17 protein-coding genes are annotated in these 13,758 nt (G+C 70.1%); 9 read left to right on the top strand and 8 right to left on the bottom strand.

Going from position 1 to position 13,758, the window contains the following annotated elements:
• Positions 1–43 precede the first annotated feature (43 nt).
• From tilS to dacB, 3 genes are read right to left on the bottom strand one after another with little or no spacing between them, the layout of a single operon-like run.
• Positions 44–1,111 (bottom strand): tRNA lysidine(34) synthetase TilS, encoded by a 1,068-nt coding sequence (tilS, locus tag ACFXMV_RS04665; RefSeq protein ID WP_378500493.1) that lies wholly within the window; start codon positions 1,109–1,111, stop codon positions 44–46.
• Positions 1,108–2,184: a zinc-dependent metalloprotease gene (locus ACFXMV_RS04660; RefSeq protein ID WP_378500496.1), complete on the bottom strand. Its 1,077-nt coding sequence runs from the start codon at positions 2,182–2,184 to the stop codon at positions 1,108–1,110. The genes tilS and ACFXMV_RS04660 overlap by 4 nt, the downstream gene beginning before the upstream one ends.
• Positions 2,169–3,554, bottom strand: coding sequence for a D-alanyl-D-alanine carboxypeptidase/D-alanyl-D-alanine-endopeptidase (gene dacB / locus ACFXMV_RS04655; protein ID WP_378503257.1), 1,386 nt, complete (start codon positions 3,552–3,554; stop codon positions 2,169–2,171). The genes ACFXMV_RS04660 and dacB overlap by 16 nt, the downstream gene beginning before the upstream one ends.
• 152 nt (positions 3,555–3,706) lie before the next feature.
• On the opposite strand from dacB, the gene ACFXMV_RS04650 reads away from it, so the two are divergent.
• From ACFXMV_RS04650 to ACFXMV_RS04640, 3 genes are all read left to right on the top strand, one after another.
• Positions 3,707–4,198 (top strand): inorganic diphosphatase, encoded by a 492-nt coding sequence (locus ACFXMV_RS04650; RefSeq protein ID WP_378500492.1) that lies wholly within the window; start codon positions 3,707–3,709, stop codon positions 4,196–4,198.
• A gap of 107 nt (positions 4,199–4,305) precedes the next feature.
• Positions 4,306–4,968 (top strand): transcriptional repressor LexA, encoded by a 663-nt coding sequence (gene lexA, locus ACFXMV_RS04645; protein WP_378502443.1) that lies wholly within the window; start codon positions 4,306–4,308, stop codon positions 4,966–4,968.
• A 197-nt stretch (positions 4,969–5,165) separates the two neighbouring features.
• Entirely contained in the window at positions 5,166–5,567 is a 402-nt protein-coding gene (locus tag ACFXMV_RS04640) for a hypothetical protein (RefSeq protein WP_378502444.1), read from the top strand.
• A gap of 81 nt (positions 5,568–5,648) precedes the next feature.
• On the opposite strand, the gene ACFXMV_RS04635 is transcribed toward ACFXMV_RS04640, so the two are convergent.
• The 3 genes from ACFXMV_RS04635 to ACFXMV_RS04625 form a co-directional block, all read right to left on the bottom strand.
• Complete coding sequence (locus tag ACFXMV_RS04635; protein WP_378503229.1) at positions 5,649–7,334, bottom strand: MDR family MFS transporter; 1,686 nt, start codon at positions 7,332–7,334, stop codon at positions 5,649–5,651.
• Positions 7,331–7,843 (bottom strand): MarR family winged helix-turn-helix transcriptional regulator, encoded by a 513-nt coding sequence (locus tag ACFXMV_RS04630; RefSeq protein ID WP_378503230.1) that lies wholly within the window; start codon positions 7,841–7,843, stop codon positions 7,331–7,333. Before ACFXMV_RS04630 ends, ACFXMV_RS04635 begins: the two co-directional genes overlap by 4 nt.
• A 94-nt stretch (positions 7,844–7,937) precedes the next feature.
• Positions 7,938–8,765, bottom strand: coding sequence for a crotonase/enoyl-CoA hydratase family protein (locus ACFXMV_RS04625; protein ID WP_378501534.1), 828 nt, complete (start codon positions 8,763–8,765; stop codon positions 7,938–7,940).
• Positions 8,766–8,892: 127 nt separating this feature from the next.
• Here ACFXMV_RS04625 and ACFXMV_RS04620 point away from each other — a divergent pair, with 127 nt between their 5' ends.
• Positions 8,893–9,420: a 2-oxo-4-hydroxy-4-carboxy-5-ureidoimidazoline decarboxylase gene (locus ACFXMV_RS04620; RefSeq protein WP_378501533.1), complete on the top strand. Its 528-nt coding sequence runs from the start codon at positions 8,893–8,895 to the stop codon at positions 9,418–9,420.
• Positions 9,421–9,423: 3 nt separating this feature from the next.
• Here ACFXMV_RS04620 and ACFXMV_RS04615 read toward each other — a convergent pair whose 3' ends face one another.
• On the bottom strand, positions 9,424–9,792 hold the full coding sequence (locus tag ACFXMV_RS04615) for a hypothetical protein (RefSeq protein ID WP_378501532.1): 369 nt from the start codon (positions 9,790–9,792) through the stop codon (positions 9,424–9,426).
• A 176-nt stretch (positions 9,793–9,968) separates the two neighbouring features.
• A complete protein-coding gene (locus tag ACFXMV_RS04610; RefSeq protein ID WP_378503231.1) occupies positions 9,969–10,538 on the bottom strand; it encodes a TetR/AcrR family transcriptional regulator in 570 nt (189 codons plus the stop codon).
• A gap of 173 nt (positions 10,539–10,711) precedes the next feature.
• On the opposite strand from ACFXMV_RS04610, the gene ACFXMV_RS04605 reads away from it, so the two are divergent.
• The 5 genes from ACFXMV_RS04605 (at position 10,712) to ACFXMV_RS04585 (ending at position 13,731) form a co-directional block, all read left to right on the top strand.
• Positions 10,712–11,749, top strand: coding sequence for a hypothetical protein (locus ACFXMV_RS04605; RefSeq protein ID WP_378501530.1), 1,038 nt, complete (start codon positions 10,712–10,714; stop codon positions 11,747–11,749).
• Positions 11,750–11,810: 61 nt separating this feature from the next.
• Positions 11,811–12,284 (top strand): YbaK/EbsC family protein, encoded by a 474-nt coding sequence (locus tag ACFXMV_RS04600; RefSeq protein ID WP_378503232.1) that lies wholly within the window; start codon positions 11,811–11,813, stop codon positions 12,282–12,284.
• A 42-nt stretch (positions 12,285–12,326) separates the two neighbouring features.
• Positions 12,327–12,398: a putative leader peptide gene (locus ACFXMV_RS04595; RefSeq protein WP_378501974.1), complete on the top strand. Its 72-nt coding sequence runs from the start codon at positions 12,327–12,329 to the stop codon at positions 12,396–12,398.
• A 162-nt stretch (positions 12,399–12,560) separates the two neighbouring features.
• On the top strand, positions 12,561–13,028 hold the full coding sequence (locus ACFXMV_RS04590; protein WP_378501973.1) for a flavin reductase family protein: 468 nt from the start codon (positions 12,561–12,563) through the stop codon (positions 13,026–13,028).
• A 121-nt stretch (positions 13,029–13,149) separates the two neighbouring features.
• Positions 13,150–13,731, top strand: coding sequence for a winged helix-turn-helix domain-containing protein (locus tag ACFXMV_RS04585; protein ID WP_378501971.1), 582 nt, complete (start codon positions 13,150–13,152; stop codon positions 13,729–13,731).
• Positions 13,732–13,758: the final 27 nt, after the last annotated feature.

The following is a 13,758-nucleotide window of genomic DNA, read 5'->3' as shown; positions in this document are numbered from 1 at the left end:
TCCCTTCATTTCGACTGACCTGGTCATGGACGGAGCTGTTCATTCACCGGTCTGGGCCGATCGCTGTCAGCCCGAGCGTTAGCCTGCCATGCCGCCGCGACAGCACCAACCTGGCTCCCGGACCGCCGCCGCCGATCGCGACGCCACCCTGTCCGCGCCACCGCCCGATCAGGTCGTCCGCGGCCCGCAGCTGGCGGTCGGTCAGGTCCCTCGCGCCGTTCGCCAGCAGCCAGACACGCAGTGCCCGGCGCCGAACTGCCGGGTGGATGTCGACGAGCTCGCCCACGTCCAGCCCGCCCGCCGCGTCGGCGACGTCGGGCCCGCCCGCTGTGTCGGCGATTTCGGGCCCGCCCGCTGTGTCGGCGATTTCGGGCCCGCCCGACCTGGCGTCCGCCAGCACCCGGACAGCGATCGCGTCGAGCACCTCGCCGTCCTCGCGCAACTGGTCGGCGGTGCGGGCCAGCGCCTGCGCGACGCCGCCGCCGAGGATCTGTTCGAGCAGCGGCAGCGCCTCCGAGCGCAGTCGCACCCGGGTGAACTCGGGGCTGAGGTTGTGCGGGTCCCGGTACGGGTCGAGCTCCAGTTCCTCGCAGGCCCTGGCGGTGACGCCGCGGCGCACCGCGAGCAACGGCCTGCCCCAGGGCTCGTCGAAAACGCGCATCCCGGCGAGCGAGCGCGGGCCCGAACCCCGGGACAGCCCGAGCAGCACCGTCTCCGCCTGATCGTCGAGGGTGTGTCCGAGCAGCACCGGCCTGCCTGCCCTCGCGGCGCCGAGCGCGTCGTACCGGGCCCGGCGCGCCGCCGCCTCCAACCCGCCGTCGCGGTCGACGCGCACCGCCAGCACCCGCGCCGAGGCGCAGCCGAGGGCCAGGGCGCGGGCCGCGGCCTGCTCGGCGACCGCGGCCGAACCGTCCTGCAGCCGGTGGTCGACTACGAGCGCGTGCACCGGGCCGGCCTCCGCGACGGCGGCCGCGGTCAGCGCCAGCGAGTCTGCCCCGCCGGACAGCGCCACCGCGACGCCCGCGCCTGTGCCGTGCGCGGCGACCCAGCGCCGGACCGCGTGCCGCACCTCCAGCAACGCCTGCCCCTCGGGCAGCCGCGTCGGGCTCACGCCAGAACCCGGGCGATCCACTTCTCGGGGTCCTCGATCTCGCCGGGCAGGGGCAGGGCGTCGGGCCCGGCCCAGACCGCGTTGAACTCGGCCATCCCGACCCGGCCGACGACGGCGTCGACGAAGGCCTTGCCGCGGACGTACTGGGCCATCTTGGCGTCCATCCCGAGCAGCGCGCGGACCAGCCGTTGCAGCGGGTTCGTCTGCCGCGCCCGACGACGGTCGAAGGCCTGCCGGATCGCCACGACCGACGGGACGACCGCGGGCCCGACGGCGTCCATCACGTGGTCGGCGTGCCCTTCCAACAGGGTGCCGAGCATCAGCAGCCGGTCCAGGGCCGCCCGCTGGGATTCGGTCTGGGTGGCGCGCAGCAGGCCGAGCACCCCGCGGTCCTCCGGTGCGGCGTCGCCGTCGCGGCGTTGGCGAAGCACGCCTGCGAGCCTGCCGAGCAGATCGGTGACGGATTGATCGCCGCCCTCGCCGATCGTCGCGACGTTGTCCCGCATGTAGCCGGCCAGCCAGGGTGAGGAGGAGAACTGGACCCGGTGGGTGACCTCGTGCAGGCACACCCACATCCGGAAGTCGCTCGGCACCACCTTCAGCGCCCGCTCGACGCTCACCACGTTGGGCGCCACCAGCAACAGGGTGCCGTGCTCCCCGGTGAACGGGTCGTACTGGCCGAGGATCGCCGACGACAGGAACGCGAGCATCGCCCCCGCCTGCAGCCCGGCAGGCATGCCGCCGAGCAGGCCGCGGTCGGTGACCTCGTCGTCGCCGGTCAGGTTCGCCATCGAGCGGGCCGCCGCACGGACCCATCCGGCCCGGTCCACGACCTGTGCCTGCGGGACGGGCAGCCCGTCGGCCAGACCGGTGACGTCCCGGACCGGCCCCTCGGCCCGGATCGAGGCCGCGGACAGCTCGGCCACCGCCGCCTCCGCGGAGTACCTCGTGGTGCTCGGGCCGGGCTTGGTCAGCCGCACCCCGGTTCGGGAGGCCAGGTCCCAGTCGACGACCCCGGCGAATCCGCCGGATCGTGGTGAGTTCGCCGCGTCGCGGCTCACAGGCACCCGCAGGATCGCAGGGTGGACGCGATCGCGTCCAGCGCCGGGCGGCTGACCTCCGGCGGCCGGTCGTTGGACATCAGCGCGAAGGTCAGCACCCGGTTGTCGGTGTCGGTGACGTAGCCGACGAGCGCGCTCGCGTTGGACAGCGTCCCGGTCTTGGCCCGGACCCATCCGGCGCCACGCCGATCGCCCGAGGCGTAGCGGTCCGACAGCGTGCCGGTGGCGCCTGCCACGGGGAGGTAGTCCAGCATCGGCCGCAGCCGGGGCTCGGCATCGCCAGCGGCATCGGTGAGAGCCTGGTCCAGCAGCCGCGCCGGGATCCGGTTGTCCACGGACAGCCCGCTGGCGTCGTGCAGCGTCATCCCGGCGAGGTCGAAGCCCGCCGATCCGAGGGTCTGGCCGATCGCGGTGGTCGCGCCCGCGAACGAGGGTTCGGCCCCGGCCGCGATCGCGACCTCCCGGCTGATGGCCTCGGCCAGCACGTTGTCGGAGTGACCCATCATCTGACCGAGCCGGTCGCGCAGGGGGGCTGACTCGACCGAGGCAAGCGGTGCCGCGCCTGGCGGGGCGATGCCGGGGGTGACCTTGGCGGTGTCGACACCGAGCGCGACGGCCAGCGCGCGGCCCGTGTCCAGGGAGGCGGTGCCGGTGCGGGGGGACTCGTCCTCGAGCGGATTCAGCCGCCCGCCGTCGAGCATCAACGATTCGATGGGCGCGATGTAACCGGCGCCGATGTCCGCGGGGAACCAGCCCTGCGCCATGGTCGGTCCGGCGTACGCGCTGGTGTCCACCACGATGCTGTCGACCGGCGCGCCCGCACCCCGGATCTGGGTCGCCAGGTCCTCGAGTCGGGGTGCACCCGGATAGAAGCCCGGTTGACCTGCAGGCTGCGCGGTGAGGGTGGGATCGCCGCCACCGATCAACACGATCTGGCCGGGCACCGCGCCCTGCACCACCCGGGTGGCGACCCGATGCTCGGGGGGCAGGGCGAGCAGGGCCGCGGTCGCGGTGAGGACCTTGGTGGTCGAGGCCGGGGTCATCGGCACCTCGGGTCGCTGGCTCCACAGCACGGTGCCGGTCGCCGCGTCGGACACGGCGCCGGTGAAATTGCCGAGCCCGGGATCGGCCAGCGCGGGCCCGAGGGCGGCGGCGAGGGCGGCCGGATTCGGCATCGGGGCGTCCGCGGGCACCGGCGCGACCTGAGGGTCGGGCAGGGTCGGCGGCGGCTCCGGCATGGTGGTGGTGGCCGCCTCGGCGGAGGCGTCGCCGTCGAGGCGCTGGCCGACGAACAGCGCCGCGCCCGCGCCCAGCACGAGGACCAGCGCCGCGGACAGGAGGAGCCGGACCCGCTTGCGCCGTCGCGCCGCCAAGGACCCCAGCTTTCGGTCCTTGGATCCGAGCTTTGCCAACACCCCTCCGATTGCGTTTCCGGCCCACCGCTGCGCTGCAGGTCCGTCTATGTCCATCCACAATATCGCGGACCGGTTACCCTGACCCCGCACCATCCACCGAGACAAAGCGAGGAAGAGGCGTGGAGTTCGACGTCACCATCGAGATCCCCAAGGGTCAGCGCAACAAGTACGAGGTCGATCACGAGACCGGCCGGGTCAAGCTGGACCGCTACCTCTACACCTCCTTCGGCTACCCCGCCGACTACGGCTACATCGAGAACACCCTCGGCGAGGACGGCGATCCGCTGGACGCGATGGTGCTGCTGCCCGAGTCGGTGTTCCCCGGCGTGATCGTCGAGGCCCGCCCGGTCGGCATGTTCAAGATGGTCGACGAGGCCGGCGGCGACGACAAGGTGCTGTGCGTGGTCGCAGGCGACCCGCGCTGGGACCACATCCAGGACCTCGCGGACGTCTCGCAGTTCGAACTGGACGCGATCAAGCACTTCTTCGTGCACTACAAGGACCTCGAGCCGAACAAGCACGTCACCGGCGCCGACTGGGTCGGCCGCGCCGAGGCCGAGAAGGTCATCACGGAGGCGGTCGAGCGGCTCAAGGCCAACGGCGGCCACTGATCTTCCTGCGGCCCCCGGCCGCACTCGAAAGTGTGGGATTTCGCCCGGTATCCGGGCGAAATCCCACACTTTTCTCGTTGTCGCCCGCGGTCACTACGATTCGCCGGGTGACCGGATACGACGACACCGACTTCTTCGGGGGCCTCGACGCCTCCGCCCTGCCCGAGCGCCAGCAGCGGATCCTCGCGACCGTCCGGGACTGGGCCGTCGAGTACGGGTTCGCGCCGAGTACCCGGCAGATCGCGGACGAGGTCGGGCTCCAGTCGACGTCGTCGGTGTCGAAGCATCTGAAGGCGTTGGAGGAGAAGGGGTTCCTGCGACGCAGCTCGTCGGTGACCCGGCCGATCGACGTGCGCCCGTTCCTGCGGGGGGCCGGACCGGGCACCGCGTCGGGCGACTCGGTGGCCGTGCCCGTGGTCGGCGACATTGCCGCCGGCAGCCCGATTCTCGCCGAGGAGCACACCGACGACGTGCTGACGCTGCCGCGCGAGCTGGTCGGGTCCGGCACCGTGTTCGGCCTGCGCGTGCGCGGCGAGTCGATGATCGACGCCGCGATCTGCGACGGTGACATCGTGGTGGTGCGGCAGCAGCACGAGGCGCATTCGGGTCAGATCGTCGCCGCGATGATCGACGGCGAGGCGACCGTGAAGGTGTTCCGGCGCCGGGGCGGGCACGTCTATCTCGAACCGCGCAACCCCGCCTACAAGGTCATAGACGGCGACGAGGCCGTCGTGCTGGGCAGGGTCGTCTCGGTGATGCGGCGGGTCTGAGCGGTGCGTCCATTCGCGTGAAGGCCGCGGATTCACCCTCGGTGTGAGGGTCTTCCTCCCCAGTGGGGATGGAATCCCTTTCGTGTTCGGGCGACAGTTACGAGTGTCCGAACCACCATTCCGTCTCGGCGGAATAGCGAAAACGGATGGCCCATAACCTCTTCGAGTGGACTGTCCGATCCTGAAAGGAATCTGCCATGTCCACTCACACAAAGTTCACGCGTACTGCCGCCGTCCTCGCGATCGGCGGGGCGGCAATGCTCGGTGTGCCCGCACTTGCCTCGGCAGCCCCGTTCACCTGGAACTCGGGTGACGACGGCGGATCCGCCGCGGACGTGACAAGCGACGGAACGACCTTCACGTACACGCTCGACAACACATCAGGCGCCGCGGTCGCCGTCGGCGTGAACGTATCGACCTTCCAGTTCCTTGGGTCCAGTGGCATTTTCGACGCGGCCGGCCCGGCGGCCCTTGCTCCCGGCACCACGGCAGGCGGGGCAGACGACGGGATCACGGTCCACCTCATCCAGGGCGGCACCTACGACTCCGGGGATGGAAACCCGGAACCTGTCGGCACCGGATATGCCGTCACGTGGTGACGGTCGCAGTCGTCCAGAGCCGCTGAAAGTGTGGGATTCCGGTCGGATACCGACCGGAATCCCACACTTTTCTTGTCGAGCCTATTGCTCGCCGTCTTCCTTCCGCGCCGCCGCCGAAGCCGCAAGCCCCCCTGCCATCCGCAGCGGGACCTCCTTCCAGAAGAAGACCAGCACCAGCGCCGCCAGCGCAACACCGGTCACCGACAGGAACACCGTCGACAACGACTCGGAGAACCCGACCTTGAACGGCTGCGCCAGCGCCGGGCTCAGCTGCTGGATGATCGAGCTGTCCTGCAGGACCTGTTCCGCCGACGTCACGTCATGGTTCGCGAGCCCGGTCGACAGTGCGACGTCGGCCGGATTCGAGCTGTGCAACCCCTCCGCGACGGCCTGCTGGAAGGCCGGATCCTTTGCGGCGGAACGCAGCTCGTCGCCGATGTTCGGGGTCAGCTGCGCGAACAGGATCGACAGGAACACCGCGACCCCGAGGGTGCCACCCATCTGCCGGAAGAACGTCGCCGCCGCCGTCGACACGCCCATGTCCTGCGGGGGCAACGCGTTCTGGATCGCCAACGTCAGCGGCTGCATCAGGTTGCCCAGACCGAGACCGGTGATCGCCATGAACACCATGACCAACGGCAGCGACGAGTCGGCGTGAACGAAATGCAGCAGGAACATGCCGAGGGTCAGCAGGGAGGCACCGATCAGCGGGTACACCCGGTAGTGGCCGGTCTTGGAGATCCGCTTACCCGAGACCATCGAACCCGCCATGAGCCCGAGCACCATGGGCAGCATCTGCATCCCCGCCAGCATCGGGCTCGACCCGCGGACCACCTGCAGGTACTGCGGCAGCAGGGTGATGCCGCCGAACATCGCGGCGCCGACCACGACGGAGATGACCACGCCCATCGCGAACGTCGAGTTGCGGAACATTCGCAGCGGGATCAGGGCGGCGTCGCGCATCCCGCGTTCGACAAGGATGAACCCGAGCACGCCGAGCACCCCGATGACGTAGCAGGCAACGGAAAGCACACTCCCCCAGCCCCATTCACGGCCCTGCTCGGCGACGACCAGGAGCGGGACGATGCCGATCGCCAGGACAAGCGCGCCCCACCAGTCGATCCGCACCCCGGGGTGATGGACCTTCGGCAGCTGCAGCACCTTCGAGACCACCGCCAGCGCGAACACGCCGACCGGCACGTTGACCAGGAACACCCAACGCCAGCCGTCGATTCCGAGGATGGCCTCCTGGCCTGCCAACAGGCCACCTAGCACCGGCCCCAGGACGCTGGACGTGCCGAAGACCGCGATGAAGTAGCCCTGGTACTTGGCGCGCTCGCGCGGGCCGACGATGTCGCCGAGGATGGCGAATGCCAACGACATCAGCCCGCCCGCACCGAGGCCCTGGAAGGCGCGGAACGCGGCCAGCGCGTACATCGATTGAGCCAGGGTGCACAGCAGCGAGCCGAGCACGAAGATGACGATCGCGGCCATGTAGAACGGCTTGCGCCCGTACATGTCGGACAACTTGCCGTACAGCGGGGTGGAGAGCGTCGCGGTGATCAGGTACGCGGTGGTCACCCACGCCTGCAGCGAATAGCCCTCGAGGTCGTCGGCGATCGTCCGGATCGCCGTCGAGACGATGGTCTGATCGAGCGAGGCCAGGAACATGCCCAGCATCAGTCCGCTGATGATGACCAGAATTTCCCGGTGAGTGAACGAGCCTGCGGCCTGGGCGGGGGCAGTGCGTTCGGTCGCGTCGGTCACCGGTCGCTCCCCGGCGTCGGCTCCGAAACAGGGTCGCTCCGCAGGCTCCGCTCCGAAGAAAACAGAGGCCGCATCCGCTCGTAATCGCCCACGAACCGGTCCATCAGCCGCGCAAAGTCCTTCAGGTCCTCGACCGGCCAGTCACCGAGCATCAACCCGAGTCGCTCGTTGCGCAGCGCGCGGATCCGCCCCGCCGCGGCCCGCCCGGACTCGGTGACGGCGAGCACGCTCGCGCGACCGTCGGTCGGGTCGGCCTGCCGCTGCACGTGCCCGCGCTCGACGAGCTGCGCCACCTGACGACTGACGGTCGACGGGTCGGTATACATCGACTCCGCGAGCGCACCCGAGCGCATCGGGCCGCCGTTGAGCAGGCGAAACAGGCATGCGTAGGCGGCCGGGTCGATTCCGTCGGTGGACTTGGCGTGCGCGATGGTCCGGTCCCGAACCCGCTGCAGCCGCACCAGGTAATTGCCGATCTCGTCGGCGTATGGCTCGATCTCGTCGCGCATACCCGCGCCCCCAATACTTGCGTCACTCAACTAGTTTCCGGCCGCAAGTATGTGACGGGGGCACGCCGCTAGGCAAGCGCGGGCGAGGGGTGGGTCAGCGGCCCTGGAAGTCCGGGGTGCGCTTCTGGAAGACCGCTGCCATGGCCTCGCCGATGTCCTCGGACGCGAGGAACGCCGCGTTCCAGGCCGCGACGTAACGCAGGCTGTCGTCGACGCCGGCCGAGCGGCTGTGGTCGAGCACGTCCTTGATGCCCTGAACCACCAGCGGCGGGTTCGCGGCGATCTCGGCCGCGGTGGCGTGCGCGGCGGCCAGGACCGCGTCGGCATCCTCGTACACGTCGTTGACCAGGCCGATCTTCTCGGCCCGTGCCGCGTCGATGTCCTTGCCGGTGAGCGCGAGCTCGCGCACGTGGCCGTCACCGATGATCGCGGGCAGCCGGGCGAGGGTGCCCATGTCGGCGACGATGGCGACCTTCACCTCGCGAATGCTGAACTTCGCGTCGGCGCTCGCGTACCGGATGTCCGCCGCACTGACGAGGTCGACGGCACCGCCGATGCACCAGCCCTGGATGGCCGCGACGACCGGCTTGCGGCAGTTGGCCACGGCGTTGATCGAGCGCTGCATCTTCTTGATTTCCTCGTGGAAGGTGGTCCGAGGCGCGGCCTGCGCCTTGTCGCCGAGGACCGGCGCCATCATCGGAGCCATCGCCGCGAGGTCGAGGCCGAAGGAGAAGTGCTTGCCGGATCCGGCGAGGACCACCGCCCGCACCTCGGGGTCGGCGTCCAGCTCGGCGAAGATCAGCGGCAGCTCGCGCCAGAAGTCGGGGCCCTGCGCGTTGCCCTTGCCGGGACCGATGAGGGTCACCTGCGCGACGCGGTCCTTGCGCTCGACGGTGAAGGCATTCCAGATCTGCTCGGTCATTACTCAAGAGTAACAATCCCCCGCGCCGCACGTTAAGGCTGCGCAAACTCCGCCCGCAGGATCTGGTCCGGGACCAGACTGGGGCGCACAATCAACTGAGCCGGGACGGGGCGAGATCGGAGATGCCATGTTGATGCATCAGGGGATCGGCCTCGACCGGTTCAACGCCCTGCCCGAGCGCGGCGCCGTGCACGCGCTGTTCGCGTGCTGCTGTTCGGTGACGTGGGCTCGCCAGGTGGCGGCGGGCAGGCCGTACCGCGCGCACACGGAATTGCTGACCGCGGCGGACACCGAGCTGTTCGAGCTGTCCGAGGCGGACATCGACCGCGCCCTGGAGTGCCATCCGGGGGTCGCCCGCCGGGCCCAGTCCACGGCCTCGAGCCTGGAGCAGAGCGCATGCTGGGCGCCGGACGAGGCCACCATGTCCGCTGTGATCGACGCGACCGCCCGCTACGAGGAGCGCTTCGGGCACGTCTACCTGTGGTGCGCCGCGGGCCGCGACGCGACCGAACTCCTCGGCGACCTGACCCATCGCCTGGGCAACACCCCGGACACCGAACGCAAGACCATGCTCGGCGAGCTGGCGAAGATCAACCGGAGCCGGATCCAGCGGATGCTCGGCCCCGAGGGCGGTTTCGCAGAATCCGGGTACTGAGTGCTAGTGATAGGCCCAGCGGCCGCCGCCGCAGAACATCGCGTGACCGTCGGGTGTCTGCGTGATTCGGTCGACTGACGGGTCACACGCGTCCCCGTGGTTGTGGACGCCAATGATCTCTTTCTCGCCCCAAATCCCCTCCCCTGTGTGGGGATTGGTGCTGCAGACGAGATCGCCGCCGGTGTTCGCGTCGACGCCGACCCGTAGCTCTTCCGAGCAGGATTGGCCTGCCACGGCCGACGGTGGTTCGACAGGCTGCGGGTGCTCGCCCGGGTGTGCGTTGGCCGCGCCTGCGAACCCGAGGGCGGACAGTCCGATCAGCGCGGCGACAGCGGGGGTCCGTGCCGCGACGGCAATGCGATTGATGGACATGATGTGTCCGTTCGATTGGTGCTGCGGAGGACTTCGGAGGTCGACTCCGAGAGGACCTGAACAGCTATCAAGCCTATTCGCGCAACGGCAGGGCGACGATCCCCACAGGGGTGGGAAATCGCCCACCCCGGCGCTCCTTTTCCATTCACTGGGGTCTGGCACCGGAATGTCGAGCGTCAGGACCGCGTCAGCGCGCTCGCGAACAGCTCGGATACCGCGGTGTGCACCGCGCGCTCGTCCACCTGCTCGGGGTCCACGGCGTGTTCGAGCATCAGCCCGGAGATCAGCGCCATCAGCGTGATCGCGATGTTGCGGGCATCGACCCGCTCGGCCACCCCCCATTCCCGTGCCCGTTCCGAGATCAGCTCCTCGATCTGGGCGCGCAGGTGCCGCCGCTCGCGCAGATATGCCTGCGCGATCTTCGGGTCCCGGGCGGCCTGCAGCCCGAACTCGAGCACCAGCAGCGCCCAGCCCGGGTCGGCGATCAGCCAGGAGCTGATCGTCTCGCCGCCGCGTCCGGCGGCGTCGGTGGCGCTGAGCCCGGCGATCTCGGCGAGCACCCGTCCGGCCAGCTCCAGGGACCGCTGCGCGAACAGCTCGGCGAACAGGTCCTGCTTGGACTCGAAGTTGGAGTACACCGCACCCTTGGTGAAGCCGGCCCTACGGGCGATGTCGGCAAGGGTCGCGGCGGCGAAACCGTTTTCGACGAACTCCTCGGCTGCCGCGTCGATCAGCCGTTGACGCACCACATCGCGCCCGGGCCGGGTCTGGGGGTACCTCCCGCTCGCGGGGGATGGACCCTCTGGTGACGCAGCTCTCCCTTGACCTATGGCGTTCACGATACCTACGGTATTCAATACCGAGAGTATCGGCAAGACTCAGAATGTCGGAAAGAACGCGCCGCGACAGCAAGGAAGCCATGACCACCACCGAACCGCACCGGTCCACCAGCCCGACCGACCGCTACAGCCCGCGGCAGATCCTGGTCGCGGTGGTCCTGGGCGTGTTGCTGCTCCAGCTCGGCTTCATCACCAGCTACGTGGCCGCGTTCCACCAGCCCACCCCGCGCGACATCCCGATCGCGGTGATCGCCGAGGCGGGGCTGCCCGACGGCATCGACCAGCAGGTCGCCGACGACCTCAACGGCATCGACGGCCACCCGGTCGACGCCCGGCTCGCCGCCAACACCTTCGAGGCGCGCACCCTGATCCGGGACCGCGAGATCATGGGCGCCTATGTCGTCAGCCCCACCGGCACCGACACCCTCGTCACCGCCAGCGGCGCGGGGAGCTCGGCGGCGACGGCACTCGAGGGCATCTTCACCAAGGCAGGCGCCGCCGAGCACCGCACGTTCGTCGTCCGCGACGAGGTGCCGGTCGCCGTGCACGACAACCGCGGCCTGTCCGGCTTCTATCTCTCGATCGGCTGGGTGGTCGGCGGCTACCTGCTCGCCGCCGCCATCGGCCTGCTGATCGGGGCACCCCGCACCCTGCGGGAGGCGGGCGGGCACATCGCGATCATGGCCGGGTACGCCGCGGTCTCGGGGTTCCTCGGCGCGCTCATCACCACACACCTGCTCGACACCTTCACCGGCCACCTGCTGCCGCTTTCCCTGCTCGGCGCGGGAGTGGTCCTCGCGACCGGAGTGTTCACGATGGGCCTGCGCGCTGCGGTCGGGATCGTGGCCGTGCCGCTGGCGATCCTGATCTTCGTCGTGCTCGGAAACCCGAGCGCGGGAGGCGCTTTCGGATCCAATGTGCTGCCCGGCTTCTACGCGGCCATCGGGCGGTGGATCACCCCAGGGGCAGGCACCGAGGGCGTGCGGTCGATCGTCTACTTCCAGGGCACCGGCGTCGGCCAGCCCGTCGTCGCGCTCGCCCTCTACGCCCTGATCGGTATCGCGCTCGTGCTCGGCTGCACCGCTCGCCGCGCGCGCCGCGCCCCGACCGCCGCGTGAGCGCCACGACACGTCGCCCCGCGTGCCGTGCGGAGCCGACGCACCGGTTCTAGTGTGGGGCATGGCCAGGCTCCTGCACCCGAACGCGGCCCACGTCGCGCGCATCTTGATCTCCCGCGGCCATCACGGCGTGGTGGTGACCCAGGACCAGTCGACGCACACCGCCGAGGCGGCCGCGGCCGCGCTGGGCGTGCCGGTCGGCGCGATCACGAAATCGCTGGTGTTCCTGCTCGACGACGACCCGATCCTGCTGCTGGTCTCGGGCGCCCACCGGGTCGACACCGAGCACACCGGCAAGCGACTCGATGGCACGCTGACCCGGGCGCCCGCCGAGACCGTCCGGCAGGTGACCGGCCAGCCGATCGGCGGTGTCGCGCCGGTCGGGCACCCGACCAACCTGCCCACGTACGTGGACGCCACGCTCGCGCAGTACCCCGAACTGTGGGCCGCCGCCGGCCATCCCGCGACCATGTTCCGCACCACCTTCGCCGAACTGCTCCGCATCACCGCCGGACTGGCCATCGACGTCGACTGAGCCCGGGTCCTATAGTGAGCGAAACCGATCCCTGGAGGCCACGTGACTGACGGAGTGTGGAGTCGGCGACACGTCGACCTGTGCCGCACCACCGCGAGCCTGTGTCCGCGCTGATCCGACTCGTCGGCGCGCACCGTTGGTGCGTGCGTCTGCGCAGCTGAAGATCCGGAGAATCCGTTGTCACAACCACTCGACAGTCATCGACAAGACGATCTGGCCCCCGCCTCTATCCCCGAGGACCCGGTCGGCATCACCGCCGACCAGTACCGGGCGGCGATGCGCCGCTACCCGGCAGGCGTCACCATCGTCACGCTCGACTCCCAGGCCGGCCCGGTGGGCTTCACCGCCACCTCCTTCGCCTCGATCTCCCTTGACCCGCCGCTGGTCTCGTTCAACATCGCGCACAACTCCTCGAGCATCAAGGCGCTGCACGCCGCGGACTCGCTGGTGATCCACCTGCTCGGCGAGCACCAACAGCACCTGGCCCAGCGCTTCTCGCGCAGCGCCGATCAGCGGTTCAGCGACGAATCGCTGTGGAACCGCCTCGACTCAGGCGAGCCGGTACTGCACGGCACCCCGATCTGGTTGCGCACCACCGTCCACCAACTCATCCCGATCGGCGACCACACCCTGGTCATCGGGCTGGTCACACGCGTGCACGACGAGGACGACGCGGAGGCCGCCGCCGCTCCCCTGCTCTACCACGACGGCCGGTACTACCGGCCGACCCCGCTCGGCGAATGATCCCGGCGGCGAACATGACCGCTCAGCGCGGGGCCATCGACTCCCCAGTTCGGCGTGAGTGTCGCGGCTGTCGTTGACCACGACCGCCACCTACACCTTCATACCGAAACTGGGAGTTCCCATGGTTGATCACGCTCTGGGACAGCGGGATTCAGATCCCGATCTCGTCCTCACCCTGCAGTTCAGCAATCCCGGATCCGCCGACAGGCGGCAGCTGGTCGCGCTCGCAAACGCCCTGCGCGCGACCGCACAGGAGCTCGTCCCCGGGGTCAGCACCCGGGCCCGGATGGACACCGCGCCCACACCGACCGCCGCGGTCGCGCCCACGAACTCGGCCGGTCACGCGAACTCCGTCTCGCCGACCGACGCGTCGCTGGTCATCGACCTCCCGGCCCGGCAGGTCTCGGTTGGCGGCCTACCGGTCTCGTTGAGCCACACAGAATTCGAGATTCTCTCCCACCTGGCCCGGCGGCCGCGGGTGGTGGTCTCAAGGCGCCGACTGCTCGAGCTGAGCGGCAACCTCGGCGAGCGCGAACGGGCGGGCCGCAGCGTGGACGTGCACGTCTCTCGGGTTCGGACGAAGCTCGGACGGTTCGGCTGGCTGGTGTCCACCGTCCGCGGCACCGGCTACCGCTTCGACCCCGATCCCCGGGTCCACATCGTCACAGAGGCCGCGGCTGACCCCACCCGGCGCTCGGCCTGACCGCGGCCTTGCGGAGGAGCGACCGAC

This window comes from Rhodococcus sp. NPDC059179 (assembly GCF_042754885.1).
Taxonomy (GTDB): Bacteria; Actinomycetota; Actinomycetes; order Mycobacteriales; family Mycobacteriaceae; genus Rhodococcus_G.
The sequence above is the reverse complement of the archived record's forward strand: the minus strand, read 5'-3'. Positions and strand labels throughout refer to the sequence as shown.